This is a genomic window from Roseateles sp. (genome assembly GCF_039595295.1).
GTDB lineage: Bacteria > Pseudomonadota > Gammaproteobacteria > Burkholderiales > Burkholderiaceae_C > Roseateles.
This window is the reverse complement of record NZ_JBCNLU010000008.1, coordinates 41,710-64,239: the sequence shown is the minus strand read 5'-3', so window position 1 is coordinate 64,239 and position 22,530 is coordinate 41,710. Positions and strand designations below refer to the sequence as shown.

The 22,530-nt window shown below is 68.7% G+C and carries 17 protein-coding genes; 9 read left to right on the top strand and 8 right to left on the bottom strand.

The genetic code is table 11. The features are described 5' to 3' along the window. Positions 1 to 4: 4 nt before the first annotated feature. Both ABDW59_RS08330 and ABDW59_RS08325 read right to left on the bottom strand, forming a co-directional pair. Positions 5 to 883: a YbgC/FadM family acyl-CoA thioesterase gene (locus ABDW59_RS08330; protein ID WP_343629192.1), complete on the bottom strand. Its 879-nt coding sequence runs from the start codon at positions 881 to 883 to the stop codon at positions 5 to 7. Continuing rightward, positions 880 to 1,836: an alpha/beta hydrolase gene (locus tag ABDW59_RS08325; RefSeq protein ID WP_343629331.1), complete on the bottom strand. Its 957-nt coding sequence runs from the start codon at positions 1,834 to 1,836 to the stop codon at positions 880 to 882. The genes ABDW59_RS08330 and ABDW59_RS08325 overlap by 4 nt, the downstream gene beginning before the upstream one ends. Before the next feature lie 118 nt (positions 1,837 to 1,954). Between ABDW59_RS08325 and ABDW59_RS08320 the strand changes: the two genes are divergently transcribed. Next, the gene (locus tag ABDW59_RS08320; RefSeq protein ID WP_343629191.1) at positions 1,955 to 3,115 is read left to right on the top strand and encodes an iron-containing alcohol dehydrogenase; all 1,161 of its coding nucleotides are present in this window, start codon (positions 1,955 to 1,957) and stop codon (positions 3,113 to 3,115) included. A 92-nt stretch (positions 3,116 to 3,207) separates the two neighbouring features. On the opposite strand, the gene ABDW59_RS08315 is transcribed toward ABDW59_RS08320, so the two are convergent. Continuing rightward, positions 3,208 to 3,684, bottom strand: coding sequence for a response regulator (locus tag ABDW59_RS08315; RefSeq protein ID WP_343629189.1), 477 nt, complete (start codon positions 3,682 to 3,684; stop codon positions 3,208 to 3,210). Positions 3,685 to 3,878: 194 nt separating this feature from the next. Here ABDW59_RS08315 and ABDW59_RS08310 point away from each other — a divergent pair, with 194 nt between their 5' ends. From ABDW59_RS08310 to ABDW59_RS08295, 4 genes are all read left to right on the top strand, one after another. After that, positions 3,879 to 8,936, top strand: coding sequence for a HAMP domain-containing protein (locus tag ABDW59_RS08310; protein WP_343629187.1), 5,058 nt, complete (start codon positions 3,879 to 3,881; stop codon positions 8,934 to 8,936). Further along, the gene (locus ABDW59_RS08305; protein WP_343629185.1) at positions 8,933 to 11,269 is read left to right on the top strand and encodes a response regulator; all 2,337 of its coding nucleotides are present in this window, start codon (positions 8,933 to 8,935) and stop codon (positions 11,267 to 11,269) included. The genes ABDW59_RS08310 and ABDW59_RS08305 overlap by 4 nt, the downstream gene beginning before the upstream one ends. Before the next feature lie 97 nt (positions 11,270 to 11,366). After that, on the top strand, positions 11,367 to 11,534 hold the full coding sequence (locus ABDW59_RS08300) for a hypothetical protein (RefSeq protein WP_343629183.1): 168 nt from the start codon (positions 11,367 to 11,369) through the stop codon (positions 11,532 to 11,534). A gap of 312 nt (positions 11,535 to 11,846) precedes the next feature. Further along, on the top strand, positions 11,847 to 13,988 hold the full coding sequence (locus tag ABDW59_RS08295) for a hypothetical protein (protein WP_343629182.1): 2,142 nt from the start codon (positions 11,847 to 11,849) through the stop codon (positions 13,986 to 13,988). Between the two features lie 118 nt (positions 13,989 to 14,106). On the opposite strand, the gene aceA is transcribed toward ABDW59_RS08295, so the two are convergent. Next, on the bottom strand, positions 14,107 to 15,396 hold the full coding sequence (aceA, locus tag ABDW59_RS08290; protein ID WP_343629330.1) for an isocitrate lyase: 1,290 nt from the start codon (positions 15,394 to 15,396) through the stop codon (positions 14,107 to 14,109). A gap of 448 nt (positions 15,397 to 15,844) precedes the next feature. Here aceA and ABDW59_RS08285 point away from each other — a divergent pair, with 448 nt between their 5' ends. Then, positions 15,845 to 16,018 carry a hypothetical protein gene (locus ABDW59_RS08285; protein WP_343629181.1) on the top strand — a complete coding sequence of 58 codons (174 nt, stop codon included), beginning with the start codon at positions 15,845 to 15,847 and terminating at the stop codon, positions 16,016 to 16,018. Positions 16,019 to 16,150: 132 nt separating this feature from the next. Here the strand turns inward: ABDW59_RS08285 and ABDW59_RS08280 are convergent, their stop codons facing one another. Further along, a complete protein-coding gene (locus ABDW59_RS08280) occupies positions 16,151 to 17,128 on the bottom strand; it encodes a tripartite tricarboxylate transporter substrate binding protein BugE (RefSeq protein ID WP_343629180.1) in 978 nt (325 codons plus the stop codon). 174 nt (positions 17,129 to 17,302) lie between these two features. On the opposite strand from ABDW59_RS08280, the gene ABDW59_RS08275 reads away from it, so the two are divergent. After that, on the top strand, positions 17,303 to 18,190 hold the full coding sequence (locus ABDW59_RS08275) for an AEC family transporter (RefSeq protein WP_343629178.1): 888 nt from the start codon (positions 17,303 to 17,305) through the stop codon (positions 18,188 to 18,190). On the opposite strand, the gene ABDW59_RS08270 is transcribed toward ABDW59_RS08275, so the two are convergent. Beyond that, positions 18,183 to 18,953: an amino acid racemase gene (locus ABDW59_RS08270; protein ID WP_343629177.1), complete on the bottom strand. Its 771-nt coding sequence runs from the start codon at positions 18,951 to 18,953 to the stop codon at positions 18,183 to 18,185. The genes ABDW59_RS08275 and ABDW59_RS08270 overlap by 8 nt on opposite strands. A 7-nt stretch (positions 18,954 to 18,960) precedes the next feature. After that, positions 18,961 to 19,866, bottom strand: a complete 906-nt coding sequence (locus tag ABDW59_RS08265; protein ID WP_343629176.1) for an amino acid ABC transporter substrate-binding protein — start codon at positions 19,864 to 19,866, stop codon at positions 18,961 to 18,963. Positions 19,867 to 19,993: 127 nt separating this feature from the next. Here ABDW59_RS08265 and ABDW59_RS08260 point away from each other — a divergent pair, with 127 nt between their 5' ends. Then, positions 19,994 to 20,875 carry a LysR family transcriptional regulator gene (locus ABDW59_RS08260; protein WP_343629174.1) on the top strand — a complete coding sequence of 294 codons (882 nt, stop codon included), beginning with the start codon at positions 19,994 to 19,996 and terminating at the stop codon, positions 20,873 to 20,875. On the opposite strand, the gene queG is transcribed toward ABDW59_RS08260, so the two are convergent. Further along, on the bottom strand, positions 20,841 to 21,923 hold the full coding sequence (gene queG / locus ABDW59_RS08255) for a tRNA epoxyqueuosine(34) reductase QueG (RefSeq protein WP_343629329.1): 1,083 nt from the start codon (positions 21,921 to 21,923) through the stop codon (positions 20,841 to 20,843). The two genes, ABDW59_RS08260 and queG, sit on opposite strands and share 35 nt — an antisense overlap. A gap of 95 nt (positions 21,924 to 22,018) precedes the next feature. On the opposite strand from queG, the gene tsaE reads away from it, so the two are divergent. Beyond that, positions 22,019 to 22,516, top strand: a complete 498-nt coding sequence (tsaE, locus tag ABDW59_RS08250) for a tRNA (adenosine(37)-N6)-threonylcarbamoyltransferase complex ATPase subunit type 1 TsaE (protein ID WP_343629172.1) — start codon at positions 22,019 to 22,021, stop codon at positions 22,514 to 22,516. Positions 22,517 to 22,530 lie beyond the last annotated feature (14 nt).

Genomic DNA, 22,530 nt, shown 5'->3' with positions numbered 1-22,530 from the left:
TCGCTCACAAACTCCGCACCATCTCCACATGCGCGATGCCGGCTTCCTCGAACACCGGACCGCGGCGCTGGAATCCGGCCCGGGTGTAGAAGCCTTCAGCGCTGAGCTGCGCATGCAGCAGCACCTCGCGGTAGCCCTGCTCGCGGCCGGCCTGCATCAGCGCGTCCAGCACCTGCCGTCCGACCCGGCTGCCCCGCATCGGCGACAGCACCGCCATGCGGCCGATCTTGGCAACACCTGGCACGTGCTCCAGCAACCGCCCCGTCGCCAAGGGTCGGCCGAGACGGTTGTAAGCCACCGCATGCGTGCAGCTCTCGTCCGCGGCATCCCATTCCATCTCGGCGGGAATCTTCTGCTCCTCGACGAACACCGCCTGGCGGATGCGATGCGCGTCCTCGCCGACCGTGGCCCAGGCACCCACCCGGGCCTCGGTCATCACCTCGCCGCGCTCGAAACCGAGCAGCAGCTCCCGCAACTGCTGCGGCACCGGCTTGGCCACGCGCGCCACCGGATCGGCGAAGACATAGACCAGCTCGCCATGCACCAGGCAATCGTCGCCGCGGAACACCGCGCAGGTCACGGTCATCGAGCTGGTGCCCACGCGCTCCGTCCGCACGCCCACGTCCAGCAAATCGTCGTAATGCGCCGAGCCCAGGTATTCCACCGTCGACTTGCGTACGAACAGGTCGCCCTCCAGCGCCGCCATCGTCGGCGCGTAGGGCAACGCCAGCGCGCGCCAGTAGCCGCCCACCGCCGTGTCGAAATAGGTCAGGTAATGCCCGTTGAAGACGATCTGCTGCGCGTCGACCTCGGCCCAGCGCACGCGCAGGCGGTCGAGGAAGCGGAAGCTGGCGCGCGTCGGCGCGGTGCGGTCTTGGCTCATTGCGGATCCCGGTCGAAGGCTTGCCGCAGCGCGGCGGCGCAGGCATCCAGCGCCTGCTCGGCCTCCGGAATGCTACGGCCCATCTTGATGAAGTCGTGTGTCACGCCGCGGTACAGCTCGAGCTGCACCTCGTTGCCCTGCGCGCGCAGCAGGTCGGCATAGGCGATGCCCTCGTCGATCAGCGGATCGGCCTCGGCCAGGATCAGGCAGGCCGGCGCGAGTCCCTCATGGTCCTCGGCCTCCAGCGGCGCGAATCGCCAGTCGTCGCGGCGCTCGTCCGGGATGTACTGGTTGAAGAACCACGCGATCGTGTCCGCCTCGAGCAGATGGCCTTCGGCGAAACGGCGATGCGAATCGGTGTCCGCATGCGCCGTCGCCCCCGGCGTGATCAGCAGCTGCAGCGCCAGCGAAACGCCCAGCGTGTCCTGGACGTCGCGCGCATGCAGCGCGCTCACCGCCGCCAGCGTGCCGCCGGCGCTGTCGCCGCCGACCGCGATGCGGCGCGGATCCAGCCCCAGTTCCGGCGCGGCGTGGACCAGCCATTCGAGCGCCGCCCAGCAGTCGTCGACCGCGGCGGGGAACGGGTGCTCGGGCGCGAGACGATAGTCCACGGCCATCACCGCCGCGCCGCTGCGCAGCGCGAGCTGGCGGCACAGGCTGTCGTGGGTCTCCAGATTGCCGATGACGAATCCGCCGCCATGGAAGTACAGCAGCACGGGCAGGCCGCGGGCGTCCTGGGCGACACCCGCCTCGCGCGTCACCGGGGCGTAAAGGCGGACCGCGATCTCGCCCGCGGGTCCCGGGATTGCCAGATTCTCGACACGCGCCAGGGGCGCGCGCGGCAGGTCCAGGATCTCGGCGCCCATCAGGTAGGCGATGCGTGCCTGACGGGGCGAGAGGCTTTGGTATTTGGGCCGGTTGGCGCGGTGGATGCGCTCCAGCACCGCGGCCATCCGCGGTGTCAACAAGGTGCTACTCAACGGGAACTCCAGGACGTAGGCTCGGGCATCCGCCAAGCCGCAACGGCAGGATTTTCCCAGACTCCACACCACGCCCGTCCAAGGACTCGACATGGCCCTGATCCAGTACCTGACCCACATCCATCTGGAAGCCGGCGCACGCCGCGTGATCGGCGCGGAATGTGCCCGCATCGGCATCCGCAAGCCGCTGATCGTCACCGACAAGGGCGTACGCGCCGCGGGCGTCCTGGACCTGGTGATCGAGGACTGGACCGCCTCGCCCATCGATCCTTCGAGCGCCCCTGTCTACGATGGCACCCCGCCCAACCCGACCGAAGCCGCCGTCCGCGAGGCCGCCGAGCTCTACCGCCGCCACGGCTGCGACGGCCTGATTGCCATCGGCGGCGGCTCCAGCATCGACTTGGCCAAGGGCGTGGCCATCGCCGCGACGCATGAGGGCCCGTTGACCGGTTTCGCCACCATCCTGGGCGGCGCGGGGAACATCACGTCCAAGGTGGCGCCGCTGATCGCGGTGCCGACGACCTCGGGCACCGGCTCCGAGGTCGCGCGCGGCGCGATCATCATCGTGGACGACGGGCGCAAGCTGGGGTTCCACAACTGGGAGCTCATGCCCAAGTCCGCCGTCTGCGATCCCGAACTCACCTTCAAGCTGCCCGCCGGCCTGACCGCGGCCACCGGGATGGACGCGATCGCGCACTGCCTGGAAACCTTCATGTCCTCCGCGTTCAACCCGCCGGCCGACGGCATCGCGCTGGAGGGTCTGCGTCGCGGCTGGTCCCGCATCGAGCGTGCCGTGACGCATCCGCACGACGTCGACGCCCGCCTGGACATGATGGCCGCCAGCACCATGGGCGCGCTCGCCTTCCAGAAGGGCCTGGGCTGTGTGCATTCGCTCAGCCACGCGCTGGGCGGACTCATGCCGCGGTTGCACCACGGCACGCTGAACGCGGTGTTCCTGCCTGCGGTGATCCGCTTCAACGGCGGGCACGAGTCCATGCGCCGCGACGACAAGATCGCCCGCATGGGCCACGCGATGAACCTGCAGGAGGGCACGCCGCCGGACGAGCTCGCCGGCGCCGTCAAGGGGCTGAACGCCCGCCTGGGCCTGCCCTCGGGGCTGCGCGAGATGGGCGTCACCGTCGACCTGTACGACCAGATCATCGAGCGCGCCCTGCACGACCACTGCCACAAGACCAACCCGCGCGAGGCTTCGCCCAGCGACTACCGGAAGATGCTGGACGAGTCGATGTGAGGACGCGAGCGGACCGCGGAACGCCGAGGCCGCTCACCGCTTGATACGAGAAGGGTGGTGTCCGCAGGGCTTTGCGCCTCGCGGCGCCGCGCTCAATGTCGAGGCGTGCGATCCGTGTACGCAGGACGCGCGGGGCGGATGGCCGGCGCGGTACTTCCCGCCACGAAATTGCCCGGTCTTGCCGCCAGCAATACCGCCAACAGGTCGGTGACCTTGAGCGGCTTGTAGAGCAGGCGATTGAATCCCGCCTCGCCGGCGTTCTCGTCCGTGATGGCCGGGCCGCCGCCGGTGAGGCACACGTACATCACGTGGCGGTTCTCCTCGGCGTCGATCAGCTTGGCCTCGGACACGACTTCCAACCCGTTCATGTCGGGCATCTCGAAGTCGACGAACACCAGCTCGGGCTTGAACAGCTTGGCCAGGCGCAGCCCCACACGGCCGCTGTAGGCCACGGCGGTCGCACAGCCGTAGCACCGGAACAGCTCGCTCAGGCTGCGCGCGCCTTCCGGGTCGTCGTCGATCACGAGCACGCGCAGCGCTTGCGGCCCGTGCGGCGAGGAATCTGGCATCTGAAACTTTCTCCCAGGGTACGGCTCCGCACGGGCGGCCGGGGCCGTCCGTCGGGCAATCTCGTTCGGCAAGCTGCGTGCCCACGCGGGGCCTCCTAAACCCAGGGACCGCCGACGCGGCCCGGGGGCTAAAGTCGCTCGGTTCAGCGTTCGCTGAACGTCGGACAGCCGTCGCCGAACGGCGGGAGAAAGTCATGAACGTCCTCGAGGAAGGGGTGGCCGTCGTACCGGCCGAGCACCTCAATGCCATGCTGCTGGCGCTGCATGCGCTGCGTCGCGGGGACCCTGAGGTCAGGCTCCCGTTTCACTGGACGGGGGTGGCGGGCAAGCTCGCCGACGCCTTCAACGACGTGGTCGAACAGAACGCCTCGATGGCCGCCGAGCTCGCGCGGCTGCGCCAGGTCGTGGGCAAGGAAGGTCGACTGCGCCAACGCGCCGCGTTGCCCGAGATGCGCGGTTTCTGGGGCCAGCAGATCGACTGCATCAACGCGCTGATCGACGACCTGGTCCATCCCACCAGCGAAGCGGCCCGCGTCATCGGCGCGGTGGCCGAGGGCGACCTGACCAAGTCCATGGCGCTGGAGGTCGACAGCCGGCCGCTGCAGGGCGAGTTCCTGCACACCGCCAAGACCATCAACCGCATGGTCGAGCAGCTGGGCGATTTCTCCGCCGAGGTGACCCGGGTCGCGCGCGAGGTCGGTACCGAGGGCAAGCTCGGCGGTCAGGCCGAGGTCAAGGGCGTGGCGGGAACCTGGAAGGACCTCACGGACTCGGTCAACTCCATGGCCGGCAACCTGACCGACCAGGTCCGCAACATCGCCGATGTGACCACCGCGGTCGCGCAGGGCGATCTGTCCAAGAAGATCGACGTCGACGTCAAGGGCGAGTTCCTGACCCTGAAGAACACCATCAACACCATGGTGGACCAGTTGCGCTCCTTCGCGTCCGAGGTGACCCGGGTGGCGCGCGAGGTCGGCACCGAAGGCTCGCTGGGCGGGCAGGCGCGCGTGGAGGGCGTGTCGGGGACGTGGAAGGACCTGACCGACTCGGTCAACTCCATGGCCGGCAACCTGACTTCGCAAGTGCGCAACATCGCCGACGTGACCAAGGCGGTGGCCGCGGGCGACCTGTCCAAGAAGATCACCGTCGACGTCAAGGGCGAGATCCTGGAGCTCAAGAACACCGTCAACACGATGGTGGACCAGCTGCGCTCCTTCGCCGCGGAAGTGACCCGGGTGGCGCGCGAGGTCGGTACCGAGGGCAAGCTTGGCGGCCAGGCCGACGTGCAGGGCGTGGCCGGCACCTGGAAGGACCTGACCGAGTCGGTGAACTTCATGGCGGGCAACCTGACCTCGCAGGTCCGCAACATCGCGGAGGTGACCACCGCCGTGGCCGCGGGCGACCTGTCCAAGAAGATCACCGTCGATGTCAAGGGCGAGATCCTGGAGCTCAAGAACACCATCAACACGATGGTGGATCAGCTGCGCTCCTTCGCCGCGGAAGTGACCCGCGTGGCGCGAGAGGTCGGCACGGAGGGCAAGCTCGGCGGCCAGGCCGATGTGCAGGGCGTGGCGGGAACCTGGAAGGATCTGACGGACTCGGTCAACTCGATGGCCTCCAACCTGACCTCGCAGGTGCGCAACATCGCCGACGTGACCAAGGCGGTGGCCGCGGGCGACCTGTCCAAGAAGATCACGGTGGACGTGCTCGGCGAGATCCTGGAGCTCAAGACCACCATCAACACCATGGTGGACCAGCTCTCCTCCTTCGCGTCGGAGGTGACCCGAGTGGCGCGCGAGGTCGGCACCGAGGGCCGGCTGGGCGGACAGGCCACGGTGCGAGGCGTGTCCGGCACCTGGAAGGACCTGACCGACAACGTCAACTTCATGGCCGGCAACCTGACCGGCCAGGTGCGCGGCATCGCCAAGGTGGTGACCGCGGTGGCCGACGGCGACCTGGCGCAGAAATTGACGGTGGAGGCCAAGGGCGAGATCGCCGCGCTGGCCGACACCATCAACTCGATGACGGACACGCTGGCGTTGTTCGCGGACCAGGTGACCACGGTGGCGCGCGAAGTGGGCGTGGAGGGCAAGCTCGGCGGCCAGGCCAAGGTGCCGGGCGCGTCGGGCACCTGGAAGGGCCTGACGGAGAACGTCAACGAGCTGGCCGCCAACCTGACCACGCAGGTGCGCGCGATCGCGGAGGTGGCGACCGCGGTGACGCAAGGCGACCTGACGCGCTCCATCACGGTGGACACGCAGGGCGAGGTGGCGTCGCTGAAGGACACCATCAACGAGATGATCCGCAACCTCAAGGACACGACGCAGAAGAACACCGAGCAGGACTGGCTCAAGACCAACCTGGCCAAGTTCAGCCGCATGCTGCAGGGCCAGAAGGACCTGGTCACCGTCGGCCAGCTGATCCTGAGCGAGCTCGCGCCGGTGGTCGGCGTGCAGCAGGCCGAGTTCTACGTGCTGAGCATGCGCGGCGAGATGCCGCGCCTGAAGCTGATCGCCAGCTATGCCTCGGGCGGGCTGGCCACGCATGGCAAGGAGCTGTCGCTGGGTCAGGGACTGGTGGGCCAATGTGCGCTGGACCAGGAAAAGATCCTGCTGGCCAACGTGCCGGGCGAGTCCTTCCGCGTCGCTTCAGGTCTGGCCGAGGCGGCGGCGCTGGAGGTGCTGGTGCTGCCGGTGATCTTCGAGGGCCGCGTGCGCGGCGTCGTGGAGCTGGCCTCCATCGAGCGCTTCAGCTCCACCCACCTGGCCTTCCTGGAGCAGCTGACCGAATCCATCGGCATCGTGATCAACACCATCGAGGCCAGCACCCGGACCGAGGACTTGCTGATCCAGTCGCAGTCGCTCGCGGAAGAGCTCCAGCGCCGCCAGCAGGAGCTGCAGCAGACCAACCAGGAGCTGCAAGAGAAGGCGCGCCTGCTGGCCCACCAGAACCAGGAAGTGGAGCGCAAGAACACCGAGGTCGAGCAGGCCCGGCAGGCGCTGGAGGAGAAGGCCGAGCAGCTGGCCCTGACCTCCAAGTACAAGTCGGAGTTCCTGGCCAACATGTCGCACGAGCTGCGCACGCCGCTGAACTCGCTGCTGATCCTGTCGGACCAGCTTTGCAAGAACACCGAGGGCAACCTCACGGGCAAGCAGGTCGAGTTCTCCAAGACCATCCACGCCTCGGGCAACGACCTGCTGATGCTGATCAACGACATCCTGGACCTGTCCAAGATCGAGTCCGGCACGGTGGCGGTGGACGTCAGCGAGCTGCGTCTGGACGAGCTGCAGCGCTCGGTGGAACGCAGCTTCCGGCACTTCGCCGAGTCCAAGCACATCGGCTTCGCGGTGGAGGTCGAGCAGCCGCTGCCCAAGTCGCTGGTGACCGACGTCAAGCGTCTGCAGCAGATCATGAAGAACCTGCTGTCCAACGCCTTCAAGTTCACGCATCAGGGCCAGGTGACCTTCACCGTCGCCGCGGCGAGCGAGGGCTGGTCGGCCGACCACGAAGTCCTGAACCACGCGGGCCAGGTGATCTCGTTCGCGGTGTCCGACACGGGGATCGGCATCTCCGCCGACAAGCAGCAGATCATCTTCGAGGCCTTCCAGCAGGCCGACGGCTCGACCTCGCGCAAGTACGGCGGCACCGGCCTGGGCCTGGCCATCAGCCGCGAACTGGCCAGGCTGCTGGGCGGGGAGATCCGCCTCGTGAGCGCGCCGGGCCGAGGCTCGACCTTCACGCTCTACCTGCCGCAGCACTATGCGCCGCCGCGCAACCCGCGACCGCGCGCCGGCGCGAGCGAAGCCGCTGAGGGAGCCGGCGCCGGAGCGGACACCGTGCGAACCGCCCTGCCCGTCTCCGCGCGCGGCAAGATCAGCGCCTCCGCGCTGGCCGAGGCCGCGGTGCAACGGGCCGCGTCGCGCCGGCCGCGCGCCGACGCCAACGGCGCCGCCGGTTCGACCGCCCCCTTGCCCCTGGAGACGGACCGCCCCCACCTGGACGCGCCGCCGGACAGCGTCGTCTTCGCCAACGTCGCCAAGGACGACCGCGCGGACATCGTCTCCGGTGACCGGGTGCTGCTCATCGTCGAGAACGACCTCGCCTTCGCCGGCGTGCTGCTGGAATCGGCACGGCAGGCCGGCATGAAGGGCCTGGTGGCGACCACCGGCGCCGGTGCGCTGACCTTGGCGCAGGAGTTCCGGCCGGCGCTGATCACGCTGGACATCTTCCTGCCCGACATGCAGGGCTGGCGCGTGCTGGACCGGCTCAAATCAGATCCCGACACCCGTCACCTGCCGGTGTGCGTGGTCTCCACCGACGAGTCGCGCGAGCGCGCGCTGCAGGCCGGCGCGCTGGGCTTCTTGGCCAAGCCGCTGCAATCGCGGGACGACGTCGACGCCGCGCTGCGCGATCTGCAGCTCTACCTGGACCGTCCGGTGCGGCGCCTGGCCGTGGCCATGCCGGCCGGGACGGAGCGGGAGGAGCTGCTCGCGCCCTTCGCGGCGATGGCGCACGAGTTCGAGACCGTGCTGCTGGGCTCGGCGGCGGACGCCCGCGCGCTGCTGCCCGGCGCGGACGCGCTGCTGGTCGACGCCGCCCGCAGCCCCTTCGGGCCGCAAGATGTGCTGGACGCGCTGGAGCGCCGCCCCGGGACGCTGCCACTGCCGGTGGTCGCGTTGCATGCGACGCCCTCGCCCGCCGGTCAGGACGCGACCGAGGCGGCCCGCTGGAGCCATGCGCACGGCCTGCCGGTGCGGGTCGCGGCGGACGTCGAGACGGCGGCCGCGCATCTGGCGTTGGCGCTGCATCGCGCGCAGGCCGATCTGGACGAGCGCGAGCGCCAGGCGTTGCGCCGGGCGCAGGAGTCGCGCTGTCCGCTGGCGGGGAAAAAGGCCCTGATCGTCGACGATGACATGCGCAACATCTTCGCGCTGGCCACGGTGCTGGACTCGCACGGGATGGTGATCGTCTCGGCGGACAACGGCCGCGAGGCGATCCGGCTGGTGCAGGAGGATCCCGCCATCGACATCGTGCTGATGGACATCATGATGCCGGAGATGGACGGGTTGGAGACCATGCAGCAGATCCGCCGCCTGCCGCGCGGGCGGGAGCTGCCCATGGTCGCGGTGACCGCCAAGGCGATGAAGGGCGACCGCCAGAAGTGCATCGAGGCCGGCGCCTGGGACTACCTGTCCAAGCCGGTGGACCCGACCTACATGCTGACCGTGCTGCGGGGCTGGCTATGCCATTGAGCGCCATCTTCGACGGCTACGCCACGCCCGACGCGGCCGAGCGGGCCAGCATCCTCATCGTCGACGACCTGCCCGAGAAGCTGCTGGTCTTCGAGACCATCCTGGCCGACCTGGGCCAGCATCTGGTGATCGCGCGTTCGGGCAGCGAGGCGCTGCGCGAGGTGCTGCGCCAGCAGTTCGCGGTGATCCTGATGGACGTGAACATGCCCGGCATCGACGGGCTGGAGACGGCGCGGCTGATCCGCGGCTACCGGCGCTCGGCGCACACGCCCATCATCTTCATGACCGCCTACGCCGACGAGATGCAGCTGGCACAGGGCTACTCGCTGGGGGCGGTGGACTACATCCTCTCGCCGGTGATCCCGGATGTGCTGCGCAGCAAGGTGAGGGTCTTCGTGGACCTGTTCATCATGCAGCAGCGGCTGCGGCAGCAGGCGCTGGAGCGTATCGCCATCGCCCGCGCCGAGGCCGCCCAGCGCGCCGCCGAGGAGAACACGCGCCGCTCCATCTTCCTGGCCCAGGCGGGCCAGGAGCTGGCGCACTCGCTGGACGCGGACATTGCGATGCGGCGGCTGCTCGCGCTGCTGGTGCCGCGCTTCGCGCCGCGCGCGCTGCTGTGGCTGCGCGACGGCGGCCACGGCCATGAGCGGGTGCTGCGCTGCGACGCGCCCGCCGCGGCGGACGAACCGCCGTTGTTCTTCGAGGGCCGCGAGCAGATGCTCTCGGAGGTGCTCTACAACGCCACGCGCAACGCGCTGGAGCCGGCGGTGGCCGCGGACGAGGACCTGGCCGCGCACGCGCCGCTGCGCCGCGACACGGCCAGCGGCTCGGTGCTGCCGCTGGTGACGGGCGAGCGCGCCATCGGCGGTCTGCTGCTGGCCGATCCGCATCCGCCCACCGACTGGCCGACGCTGGAAGAGCTGGCAGGACGCGCCGCGATCGCCTTTGAGAACGCGCGGCTCTACGGCGCGCTGCAGGCGGAGATCGTCGAACGCCGCCAGGCCGAGGCCGAGCTGCTGCAGGCGAGCCATCGCAAGGACGAGTTCCTGGCGATGCTCTCGCACGAGCTGCGCAACCCGCTGGCGCCGATCCGCAACGCGATCGAGGTGATGCGCTCGTTGGCGGGCGCGCCGCGCGCGGCATCGGGTGCGGCAGCAGGCGCGGTGGCGGGCACGGCCAGCGGGTCTGTGACGGGCGTCGCGGCAGGCGCCGGAGCCGACGGCCGCTTGGCCGAGGCGGTGGCGGTGACCGATCGCCAGATGAAGCACCTGACGCGCCTGGTCGACGAGCTGCTGGACGTCGCCCGCATCAGCCAGGGAAAGATCGTGCTCAAGACCGAACTGCTGGACCTGCGCGACATCGTGCGCCAGGGCCTGGAGCCGGTGCAGTCGCTGATCGACGCGCAGCGCCAGCAGCTGCGGCTGACGCTGCCGGCGCATCCGGCGCCGGTGCGCGGCGATGCGGCGCGGCTGATCCAGGTGGTCACCAACCTGCTGCACAACGCGGCGAAGTACACCGACCCGGACGGCCGCATCGAGCTCACGCTGCGCGCCGATGCGCGCGGCGTCACGCTGTCGGTGCGCGACGACGGACGCGGCATCGCGCCCGAGTTGCTGCCCCATGTGTTCGACCTCTTCGAGCAGGGGCCGCGCAGCCTGGACCGCAATCAAGGGGGACTGGGCGTCGGTTTGACGCTGGTGCAGCGCCTGGTGCAGCTGCATCACGGCGAGGTCCGCGCGAGCAGCGAAGGCGCGGGACACGGCTCGGAGTTCGTGGTGACGCTCCCGATCGCCGAAGGCGCCGACATCGTTTCACTACCCTCGTCCGTGTCCCCACGATCGACGGCCGCGCTGATCGCTGCCGGGACGCTGACAACACCGGGTACCCCGGGGTCGGTGCCGAGTCTGCGCGGCGGGACCTCGCTGCCCGACGACTGCCGCGTGATGGTGGTCGACGACAACCGCGATGCGGCGGACTCGATGGCCGTGTTCCTGGAGCTGGCCGGTTTCGAGGCCCTGGTGGAGCTGGACGGTCCCTCGGCGCTCACGCGCGTGGCCGAGCGCATGCCGCAGGTGGTGCTGCTCGACATCGGCCTGCCGGGCCTGGACGGCTACGAGGTGGCACGTCGCTTGCGCGCGCTGCCCGGCGGCGACAAGTGCCTGCTGATCGCCCTCACCGGCTACGGCCAGCAGGACGACCGGCGCCGCGCGCATGAGGCCGGCTTCGACGTGCACCTGGTCAAGCCGGCGGATCCGGACGCGGTGGTCGAGCTGATCCAGGAATGGCGGCATCGGGAGGCGGCGGCGCTGAGTTCGGCCGAGGGGATGCGCTGACCGGCCTCCGACCAATGAGCGCTCCGGACGGATCGGGACACTAGGTCCGTTCATTCATCCCGGCGGTCAACGACCGCCCCTCTCAAGGAGTGCTCTCATGTCCATCAATCCTCTGGGCGCCGTCTCCGGTGCCGTCTCCGGGGTCGCCAACGGCGTGTCCAACGCAGTCGAGAAGATCCCCCTGGTCGGCGGGCTCTTGGGCGGGATCACCCGCGGGATCGGCGCACTGGCGGGGGGCGGCCTCTCCAAGCTCTTCGGCGGCTGATCGGGAGCGCGCGATGGTTGCTCCGGTTCTCCTCACAGCTTGCACCTCTCTGGGTGTCTCCGCCGCAGGCGACCTGCTATGCAAGTGCCTTAACAAGGCCGGGCTGACAGGCACGGCCAGTACCCTTCACAACACCACGCAGGCTGTTTCAGGCGGCATGATGGGCGCGTCCGCCAACAGCATCTTGAACGCGTTCAGCCCATCCACGCGCTGATCGTGAAGCCCGCCCCGGTCCCGTGCCGGGGCGCCCCCCAGCCAGCTCGACAGTCCCTCGACAAGCCAGGTCCATTTCGCCCATCGAGGAAGGACCCGATGAGAGACTCATCCATCAACGCCAGCGCGCACGCGCTCTTCCCACCCCCATCGGAGCCCGAGGCCGGAGCGTCCTGCGCATCGTCGGGCACGACCCCACAGATCGTCGACGCCGGGCTACCGCTCCAAGCGACGCCCTCGGCGCCCGTCGCCGTCCGATTGGGCCGGTGCCTCTTCTCTTCCCGCCCCAAGGTCATCGACGATTTTTCAGGCAGCGGCCTGCTGTCGGCGCTGCGCATGGTCGCGCGGCTGCGTAATCTCGACGGCCCCGACGACCTCGCCGGCGCCATCCCGGCCGGCTTCTCCGAAGCCAATCAGCCGTACATCGAGATCGGCTTGCTCGCCGCGCTCTTTCCGCTGGTCGCGATCGCTGCCCATGGGGCGGTGCGGTCCGCCAAGGCCGGCTATCAAGAGGTCTATCCGCAGAGCGTGCAGAAGGTGCTCGATCAGCAGCGACAACTGATCGAGGCGCTGCGACACGCCAACGAATGCGATGCCGCCGACGCGGCGCGCGATCCTGGCCACCCGTACGGCGATATCTACCACCGGCTGGACCAGGAGTTGCGCCTGCGTCGCCTCGAACGGCTGAATGCCGCCGGCGTACGCCGCTTCGAGAACCGTCAACACCATCGGGAGAAGGGATGGTTTTCGATTCCTCTCGCAGGGCACAACCTGGTGAGCAAGATCCGCGGCGTCCCCGGCAATGCCATGTTGAGCGAGCAGTTCAGCCAAGCGGCGGCGGAGCTGCTCGCCGCACGCTTCGCTCACCGCCGGGCAGCGGCGGCATCCCAGACGCCTGGTGCCGATGCGGCGAACGCGCGCGGCACTTATTTCGCGGAAGTCGACTATCAGCACCACCTGAGCTGCAAGCTCAACGTCGGTCTGCCCCAAGCCAAGCGCGGGCGCATCGCCTGGCTGTTCAGCGGCATCGGCATGCCGGGCATGGCCAGCGGCATGGCGACCTCGGCCGGCGCCTCCGCCGCGAAGGCGGCGGGACAGCTACTCGGCGGCACCGCGCCACGGCTGGCTGAACAGGCCTTGGAATCCGCGACCGGTGGTCTCATGATCGGCGCCCAGCTCGCCCAAGGCATGGCCGGCGCCTGCAACTTCCGGCTCCACCGCGCCGAACATCGCCAGCTGAAGGCCGATCACGACGCGGCGCGCGGCCTGTCCGCGCATCTCTCGCCGACGGCATTCAAGGTCTACGAGGGCGACGCCGCTTTCCGCCTGGCCGACAGCGCGCGGGATCAGGTCTTCGACGCCATGCTGACCGCGGGCCAGGGCCTGATGCTCGGCGCGAGCATCTCCAACTTTGCCTGTCCGCCGGTCGCGGCGGCCTTGGCGGCGCCGGGTGCGCTGCTCACCATCGGCGCGAGCATCGGCGCTGGCGTCAACGAAAAGCACCGCGCGGACTTTCTCGGCGACCAGACGCCGGAGACGGTCAAGTCTCAGATGAGATGGGGCAATCTCGGCCCGCGTCTGCGCGAGCACGCCCTCGACACGGTGCTGCAGGAAGTCGCGGGCGGCTTCGAGGGGTATCAGGAGCAAGTCGTCCGCACGCGGCTGTGGAACGACCTGCTGAAGGTGCTCAAGAAGGAAGACGCGCTCGACGAACGCAGTTCCCATCCCGCGGCGGAGCGGCATCGACGGCTCGTCGAGCGCACGGAGCGGCGCAAGGGCGCGGCACATCTGCTGCCCGTCGGCGTGGAACGCCTGCGGGCGCTGCGCGACGAGCGTTATCCCTTGCCGAACCTGGCGGCCTCCACCGCGGTGCTGCACGAGCGTCTGGCGCAGGAACTGCGGGCGCATCCCGCCAGCGACGCGATCATCGCCCAGCCGTCCTTCCAGCGGGATGTGCTGTTCGCGACCGCGCAAGATCTGGCACATCGCAATCGGCCAGACACGCGCGCACTGTTCTTCGATGCGCGGGGGCGCCGCAAGCCGACCCTGCCGGCCGACGCGCAGTTCTTCGATTTCCTGGACGGCAACGACGCGGCGCGCACCGTCTATCTCCAGCACCACAACGAGGCCCTGGTCCGCGCGCTGACGCCGACCGACCTCTTCGGCCGGGCCGACAGCCGCGATGCGCTCACCGATCTGGCCCATGTGATGCGCGAGCGCGCGCTGCGTCAGCGGCCCTGAAGCGAAGACCGGGCGAGGACCTCCGTGGAGGGACTCGCCCGGTGCGGGCGGCCGTCGATCGGACGGCCGTCGGAGGGCGGCCTCGGTCAGGCCGCCGCGTTCACGATGCCGGCGGCGATCAGCCGTGCTTGGCGTCGAAGAACTGCTCGTCCTCGGTGGAGCCCTTGAGCGCCGCGGTCGAGGCTTGCGCCTCGATCGTGGTGGTGACCGCGTCGAAGTAGCCGGTGCCCACCTCGCGCTGATGCTTCACCGCGGTGAAGCCCTTCTCGGCGGCGGCGAATTCGGCTTCCTGCAGCTCGACGAAGGCGCTCATGTTGTTGCGCGCATAGCCGTAGGCCAGGTTGAACATCGAGTAGTTCAGGCTGTGGAAGCCGGCCAGCGTGATGAACTGGAACTTGTAGCCCATCGCGCCCAGTTCGCGCTGGAACTTGGCGATGGTGGCGTCGTCCAGGTTCTTCTTCCAGTTGAAGCTGGGCGAGCAGTTGTAGGCCAGCAGCTTGCCCGGGAACTTGGCGTGGATGGCCTCGGCGAAGGCCTTGGCGAAGGCCAGGTCGGGCTTGCCGGTCTCGCACCAGATCATGTCGGCGTAGGGGGCGTAGGCCAGGCCGCGGCTGATGGCTTGATCGAGGCCGTTGCGGGTACGGAAGAAGCCCTCGACGGTGCGCTCGCCGGTGCAGAAGGGCTTGTCGTTGTCGTCGATGTCGGAGGTCACCAGATCGCCGGCTTCGGCGTCGGTACGGGCCAGCAGCACGGTGGGCACGCCCATCGTGTCGGCCGCCAGACGCGCCGCCACCAGCTTGGCCACCGCCTCACGCGTGGGGACCAGCACCTTGCCGCCCATGTGGCCGCACTTCTTGGCCGCGGCCAGCTGGTCCTCGAAGTGCACGCCCGCCGCGCCGGCGTCGATCATGCTCTTCATCAGCTCGAAGGCGTTCAGCACGCCGCCGAAGCCGGCTTCCGCGTCCGCCACGATGGGAGCGAAGTAGTCGATGTCGTTCTTGCCCTCGCTCCACTGGATCTCGTCGGCGCGCTTGAAGGTGGCGTTGATCTTCTTGACCACCTTCGGCACCGAGTCCACCGAGTACAGCGATTGGTCGGGATACATCTCGCCGTTGCTGTTGGCGTCGCCGGCGACCTGCCAGCCGGACAGGTAGATCGCCTTGAGGCCGGCCTTGACCTGTTGCATCGCCTGGTTGCCGGTCAGGGCGCCCAGCGAGTTCACGAACGGCTCGGTGTTGACCAGGTTCCACAGCTTCTCGGCGCCGCGCTTGGCCAGCGTGTGCTCGATCGGCAGCGAGCCGCGCAGCCGCACCACGTCGGCGGCGGAATAGCCGCGCTGGATGCCCTTCCAGCGGGGGTTCTCGGCCCAGTCCTTTTCGAGGGCGGCAATCTGCTGCTCGCGGGTCAGCGTCGTCATGGTCAATCTCCTGTCGGGTGAAGTTGAGGAATTGCGAAACCGTTGGGGTCAAATTTAGGCGCGGACGGCGCCTTGGTTTCGCTTCATGTCTTATATAAGACCGAATTTTTTATCCTTCAAAATCAACGACTTGCGATTAAAAAACCGGATCGTGAGATGAGCTCTTCCATGATGAGAAATTTTGCGGCGGCGCAGCACACGGATTTTTTGCATGCCGCGAGATTCTTTTCATCATCTGAAATTTGCTAGCGGACCGCACCGATAGGCCAGTCGAGCACGAACTGTTCGCACCTTCTACGAACGACTGGATGTCGACAGACAAGCACTAGCCCGCTTGTGCCGCGAACGACATCCGGATCGCCGGTGTTTCTCCCCTCCGCCAGCGGCACGCGATCTCGGGGAGCGACGAGCCGGCGGTCCATCCTTCTGGAGAACTCACATGATTCCCATCATCGGCCCCCTGCTCAGCAGTCTCGGCGGCAGCGCCATCGGCGGCGCGGCCAGCAGCGCGGTCTCCCAAGCCGCTCCGGCCATCGGCAACACCATCGGCAATGTCGCCGGCAACCTGCTCGGCAATGTGGTGGGCGGCCTGGGCAAGATCTTCGGCGGCTGATCGACCGGAAAGCGCACCGGGCCTCACGAGGGCCCGGTGACGCCGGAACGACAAAGGGGGCACCTCACGGTGCCCCCTTCTCTTTTTGAGCGTCGCGGTCTGGCGCGCCGGACCGCAATCTTCATCGATGGATCAATCGAGCTTGAGCTTCTGCTGCTCGACGACCTTCTTGTAGACCGCGTACTCGGCCTTGATCTGCTCCGTGAACTGCTCCGGCGTGTTGCCGATGACAATGGAGCCGGTCTGCTCGATGCGGCTCTTCACCTCGGGCATCTCGATGGTCTTGCGGGCGGCCTCGTTGATCTTGGCCACGACGTCCTTGGGCAGGTTCTTCGGGCCCAGGATCCCGTAATAGGCCATGCGGTTGACCGGCTCCAGACCCAGTTCCTTGAAGGTCGGGACGTTGGGAAGCACGGCCAGACGCTGCGGCGCGGCGACCGCGATGGCGATCAGACGGCCGTCCTTGATGAAGGGCAGCGCGGACGGCAGGTTGTCGAAGATCATCGGCACCTGACCGGCGACAGTGTCGTTCAGGGCCGGGCCGGCACCGCGGTACGGGATGTGCGTGACGAACGTGCCGGTGAGGCTCTTGTAGAGCTCCATCTGCAGGTGGCCGATGCCGCCGGTGCCCGAGGTCGAGTAGCTGTACTTGCCGGGGCTCTTCTTGAGCTCGGCGATGAAGCCCTTGTAATCCTTGGCCGGGAAGGACGGGTGCACCGCGATCACGTTGGGCGTGGCGGCCAGGTTGATGATGGGTGTGAAGTCCGTCAGCGGGTTGTACGGCGTCTTCGGATTGATGGCGGGGTTGGTGGCCGTGGTGGACACGGTGGCCACACCCAGCGAGTAGCCGTCGGGCGCGGACTTGGCCGTGTCGTTGGCACCGATGATGCCGCCGCCGCCGGCCTTGTTCTCCACGATCATGGTCTGACCGAGCGGACCCGCGATGTGCTGGGCGACGACGCGGGCGACGATGTCGGTGGTGCCGCCGGGCGCGAAGGGCACCACCAGCTTGACCGGCTTGTTGGGATAGCCGTCGGCCAGGGCGAGCGAGCAGCTGACGGTCAGCGTGCCCAGGACCAGGCCGCGTTGAAGGATCGAGCGACGGTTCATGATCTCCTCGTCTCTGAAAAGGTGGACGTTGATGCGAGGCCGAGGAATCGGCCATCGGGCGAGCTTAAGTATCCCGCCCCCCGAGAGGCGCTAGCGGAACTACGTAGAGACTTCGTCAAGACGCGTGCGATCCGGCTGGCACACTCGGGCGCCCCTGGACTGCCCGCCCCCCGCATGCTGCTGTTGCTGCCTGACTTCCTGCTGATCGTGGCGGGATTCCTGCTGTGCCGATACACGCCGCTGGACCGGCCGGTCTGGGAGGCGGCGGAAAAGCTCGTGTACTTCCTGCTTTTTCCTGTGCTGTTGTTCAACTCGATCTCGCGCAGCACGTTGTCCCCGGGCGACACCTTGACCCTGATGGGCGGCGGCTTGGGCGTGCTGCTGGCCGGGGTGGCGATGGCGTACGCCCTGCGCTGGGTGCCAGGTGTTGCCCCCCGCGACCACGCGTCGGGCTCGCAGGTGGCGTTCCGCTTCAACACCTTCGTCGGACTGGCCTTGGCGGAGCGCTTGCACGGCGCACAGGGCGTGGCCTGGATCGCGATGATCGTGGCGGTGTGCGTGCCGCTGGCCAACGTCGCGGCGGTGTACCCGCTGGCGCGGCACGGCGGCCACGGCTATCTGCGCGAGCTCGCGCGCAATCCGCTGATCGTGGCGACCTTGGCGGGCCTGGCGGCCAACCTGCTGGGCTTGCGCCTGCCCGAGCCCGCCGCGATCAGCCTGCAGAAGATCGGACTGGCGGCCTTGCCGCTGGGGCTGATGGCGGTCGGCGCGGGGTTGCGACTGGGCGCCCTGAAGGATGCGCCGCGGCTCGCGGCGGCGCTGCTCGCGATCAAGCACCTGATGCTGCCGCTGGTGGCGATCGCGCTGGGGCACTGGCTCGGCCTGCCCCCGCCGCAGGCCGCGCTGCTGATCGCCTTCGCCGCGCTGCCGACGGCTTCGAGCGCCTACGTCCTCGCGGTCCGCATGGGCGGCAATGGGCCCTTCGTGGCGGGACTGGTCACGGTGTCCACGCTGCTGGGGATGATCGTGTTGCCGATGTGGTTGGAGGCGGTGGTCAGCTAGCCGACCGATGCTCGCGACGGGCCCACGCCACCGCCCGCCTCGCCAGCGCCGCCGTCGCATCCACGACCGGCATCCCCGCCGCCTGCGAGTCCAGCACCAGCGGAATCTCCGTGCACCCCAGCACAACCGCCTGCGCGCCGCGTTGACGCAGCGCCCACGCGGCCCGGGTCAAGCGCTCGGCCGCCGACGCCAGCTGCGAAGCCTTCACCTCGGCGATGCCGGGCATCACCAGCTCCAGCATCTCGCCCGCCGTCGGCAGCAGCCACTGCACGCGTCGTCCATCGCGCGAGGACCGATTCAGGTAGAGCCCCGAGGCCAAGGTCGCGTCCGTCGCCAGCAGTCCGACCTTGCCGCCGTCGGGCACGCGCTCGAGCGCCTCGGCGATGGCGGCGTCGACCAGATGCAGCATGGGCAGTCCCAGGGCTTGCTCCAGCTCGTCGAACCACAGATGCGCAGTGTTGCAGGGGACGACCACCACGCCAGCGCCCGCGGCAATCAGGCGGCGTCCGCTGGCGATCATTGCGTCCAGCGGGGACTCGCCCTCGCCTCGGAAGGCCGCCGTGCGGTCGGGCACCTGCGGGATGCTGCTCACCACGACCGGGACGTGCTCCTGATCAACCGTCGCCGGCGTGGCCGCGAGCATCTTGCGCATGAAGTCGACCGTCGCGAGCGGCCCCATGCCGCCGAGGATGCCCACGACGCCAGGCGCGGCGTGCATGGCTCCGCCCGCGCCGCGCGCCAGGCGCGGAGTTGTCTGCGTCATGGGAGGCTTACAGCGCCGGCTTGTCCGACAGCGCCTTGAGGTTGTCCTGCAGCTCGCGGCTCATGGGCGCGTTCAGGTTGATGCCCTTGGGCGGGATCGGCGACTGGAACCACTTCTTGTAGAGCGCCTCGAACTCGCCGCTCTTGATCAGCTGCGTCAGCACGCCGTCCACCAATTGCTTGAAGGCGGGATCCTCCTTGCGCAGCATGATCGCGTAGGGCTCGACCTGCAGCGCCTCCCCGACCACCGCCAGCTCCGCCGGATTGGCCGAGCTCGCCTTCAGGCCGTAGAGCAGGATGTCGTCCATGCCGAAGGCATCCGCGCGGCCGGCCTGCACCAGCAGGGCGGACTCCGCGTGATCCTTCGCGCTGATCAGCTCGAAGCCGACGCTCTTCTCCTGGTTGAGCCGGCGCAGCACCTGGAAGTTGGTCGTGCCGGTGGTCGACACCACCTTCTTCCCCTTCAGGTCGGCGAAGCTCTTGATGCCCGAATCCGCCTTCACCAGCAGCCGCGTGCCCGTGTAGAAGTAGTTGATCGCGAAATCCACCTGCTTCGCGCGCTCGCTGTTGTTGGTGGTGGAGCCGCATTCGATGTCGATGGTGCCGTTGGCCAGCAGCGGAATGCGGTTCTGCGAGCTCACCGACTGCGTCTGCACCTTGAGGTCGGCGCGGCCGGTGGCCTTCTTCACCTGGTCGACGATCTTTCCGCAGATCTCCCAGCCGAAGCCGGTGGGCTTGGCCTCGGCGTCCAGATACGAGAACGGGATCGAGGAGTCCCGGTAGGCGACGGTGATGACGCCGGAGGACTTGACCTTCTCAAGCGTCCCGCCCGGCTGCGCCAGGGCGATGCCGGATCCGGCACCAGAGACGACGAGGGTCAGAGCGACGACTGCACGGGGAACGAAGGCCTTCATGGCGTGTCCTTTCTCGCGGTGGGCGAAGGTGGCAATGCGTGGACGATATTGAACCTCAGTCGTCGGGTGCATCGGAAGCGCGCCTGAATGTATAAGCTGGCCTTATGTTCTTGGCCGGGAGCGCGGCGTGCGCCTGAAACACATCGAGGTCTTCCACGCGGTCATGCTGACGGGCTCGGTGAGCGCCGCGTCCAAGCTGCTCCACGTCACCCAGCCGGCGGTCACGCAGGCGTTGCAACTCGCGGAGCTGCAGCTCGGCTACGCGCTGTTCACGCGGCAGCGCCGACGGCTGATCCCCACGCGCGAGGCTCAGGCGCTCTTTCCCGAAGTCCAGGCGCTGATGTCGCAGCTGGAGTCGGTGCGACGCATGGCGACCGCGCTGGGCAGCGGCGAGGGTCAGGGCTTTCGCATCCTCGTCGTCCCTTCATTGGCCGTGCGAGCGCTGCCGGAGGCGCTCAAGCGCTTCCGCCGCCGATATGGCGATCTGCCGATTTCCGTGCGCACGCTGCATTCCAACGACATCGCCCGCGCGATGGCGCTGCAGGAGGGCGACGTGGGCATCGTTTACGGCCGCCTGCCCCACCCTGCCCTCACCGACGAGTTGGTGGCCACGGGCCGGCTGGTGTGCGTCTCGCCGCGCGGCAAGACCGGTGGCGACCGGCGCACCACCGTCGCGCTGCAGGACGTGCTGCGCGAGCCCTTCATCCGCATCGACGAGCGCGATCCGCTGGGTGCCGTGCTCGCCGACCAGTGGGCAAGGCTGGGACTGACGCCGCAGGCCGGCATCACCGTGCAGACCCACCACATCGCGATGGTGATGGCGGAACAGGGCTTCGGGCCGGCGATCGTCGACTCCTTCACCGCCCTGGCCCGCGGTCCTGACATGCTTCAGCGCACCTTGCTGCCGGAGGTGCCGGTCGAGGTGCGCGCGGTCCAGCCTCAGGGCTTGCGCTCGCCCAAGGCGGTGTCGGACTTCATCGCGGCGCTGCGTCAGGCGATTCAGGAATAGCCAGCGCCCAGTCGATGTGCTCGGCCAGCAGCGCCGACGCCTCCGGCCGGACCGCCGTGAGCGCCTGTCGCAGCCGCGCGCGCAGTTCCGGGGCCAGGTCTTGCCGGAGCGCATTTCCCATCGCGACCGCGATGTTGCGCCGCCAGCGCGCATGCCCGATCCGACGTATCGCCGAGCCCTCGGTGCGGCGAAGGAAGGTGGGCTCGTCCCAGGCCCAGAGTTCCAGCAGCGACGCGTTGCCCAGAGGCTCCCGCCATTCGAAGTCCCGCAGCGCGGTCTTGCGCGCGAACTTGTTCCATGGACAGACGAGCTGGCAATCATCGCAACCGTAGATGCGGTTGCCCATGGCCGCGCGAAACTCGACCGGGATCGGACCGTCCTGTTCGATCGTCAGGTAGCTGATGCAGCGCCGCGCGTCGAGCCGATAGGGGGCGATGATCGCCCCGGTCGGGCAGGCGTCCAGGCAGGCGCGGCACTGGCCGCAATGCGCGGTCACCGGCTCGGTCAGCGGCAGCGCCACGTCCAGGAAGATCTCGCCCAGGAAGAACATGGAGCCGCTGTCGCGATGCAGCGTCAGGGTGTGCTTGCCGCGCCAGCCGATGCCGGAACGTGTCGCCAGTTCCACTTCCAGCACCGGCGCCGAGTCGGTGAACACCCGATGCCCCATCGGCCCGATCGCCGCCTGGATGCGATCGGCCAGCTGCTGCAGCCGGTTGCGCAAGACCTTGTGATAGTCCCGCCCCCGCGCATAGAGCGAGACCTGCGCCCGCGACGGGTCGCGCATCGCGGCCCATTCGCGGTCCTGCCAGTCGGGGCCGGTGGCCTCGGGCAGGTAGTCCATGCGCGCGGTCAGGATGCTGAGCGTCCCCGGCACCAACTCGGCGGGCCGCGCGCGTTTGAGCCCGTGCGCCGCCATGTAGTTCATCTCGCCGTGGAAGCCCGCGTCCAGCCAGGCTTGAAGTCCGGCCTCCGCATCGCTCAGATCGACGTGAGCCACACCAATCTGTGAGAATCCGAGCTCATGCGCCCAGGCGCGGACCTCGACCATCAGCGCCTGCAGCGCGGCGGGGTCTCGGGAGGGGCTCGATGACGCGTCGGATGTCGCATCGGGCCTGGGCATGTCGATCAAGGATTGCATAGGTTTTGAGCATTCTAGAAACTCGCCCGTTCCATTGGCCCGACGAGGTAGCCTGCGAGCAGTTCGCACAGGCGCTGGCCGCTTGTCCTCAGATCACGGATGTGAGCATCGAGCTCGACGGCGGCCTGGGCGCCGGCAAGACCAGCCTGGTCCGCCACCTGCTGCGCGCGCTGGGCGTGACCGGCCGCATCAAGAGCCCCAGCTACGCCGTCGTCGAGGACTACCAGCCGCCCGCGCTCAAGGGTCTGCCGGCGCATCATTTCGACTTCTACCGCTTCAGCGACCCGCGCGAGTGGGAAGACGCCGGCTTCCGCGACCTCTTCGCCGCGCCGGGGCTCAAGCTCAGCGAGTGGCCCGAGAAAGCCGCCGGCATGCTGCCGCCGCCCGACCTCAAGCTGCACCTGGACGTCAACGACGACGACAGTCGCGCCGTTCGAGCCGAGGCCCATACCCCCCGCGGCCAGTCGCTGCTCGCCGAGCTGGCTCGGCGTCTGTCGATCTGAAGCCATGCGTTCCA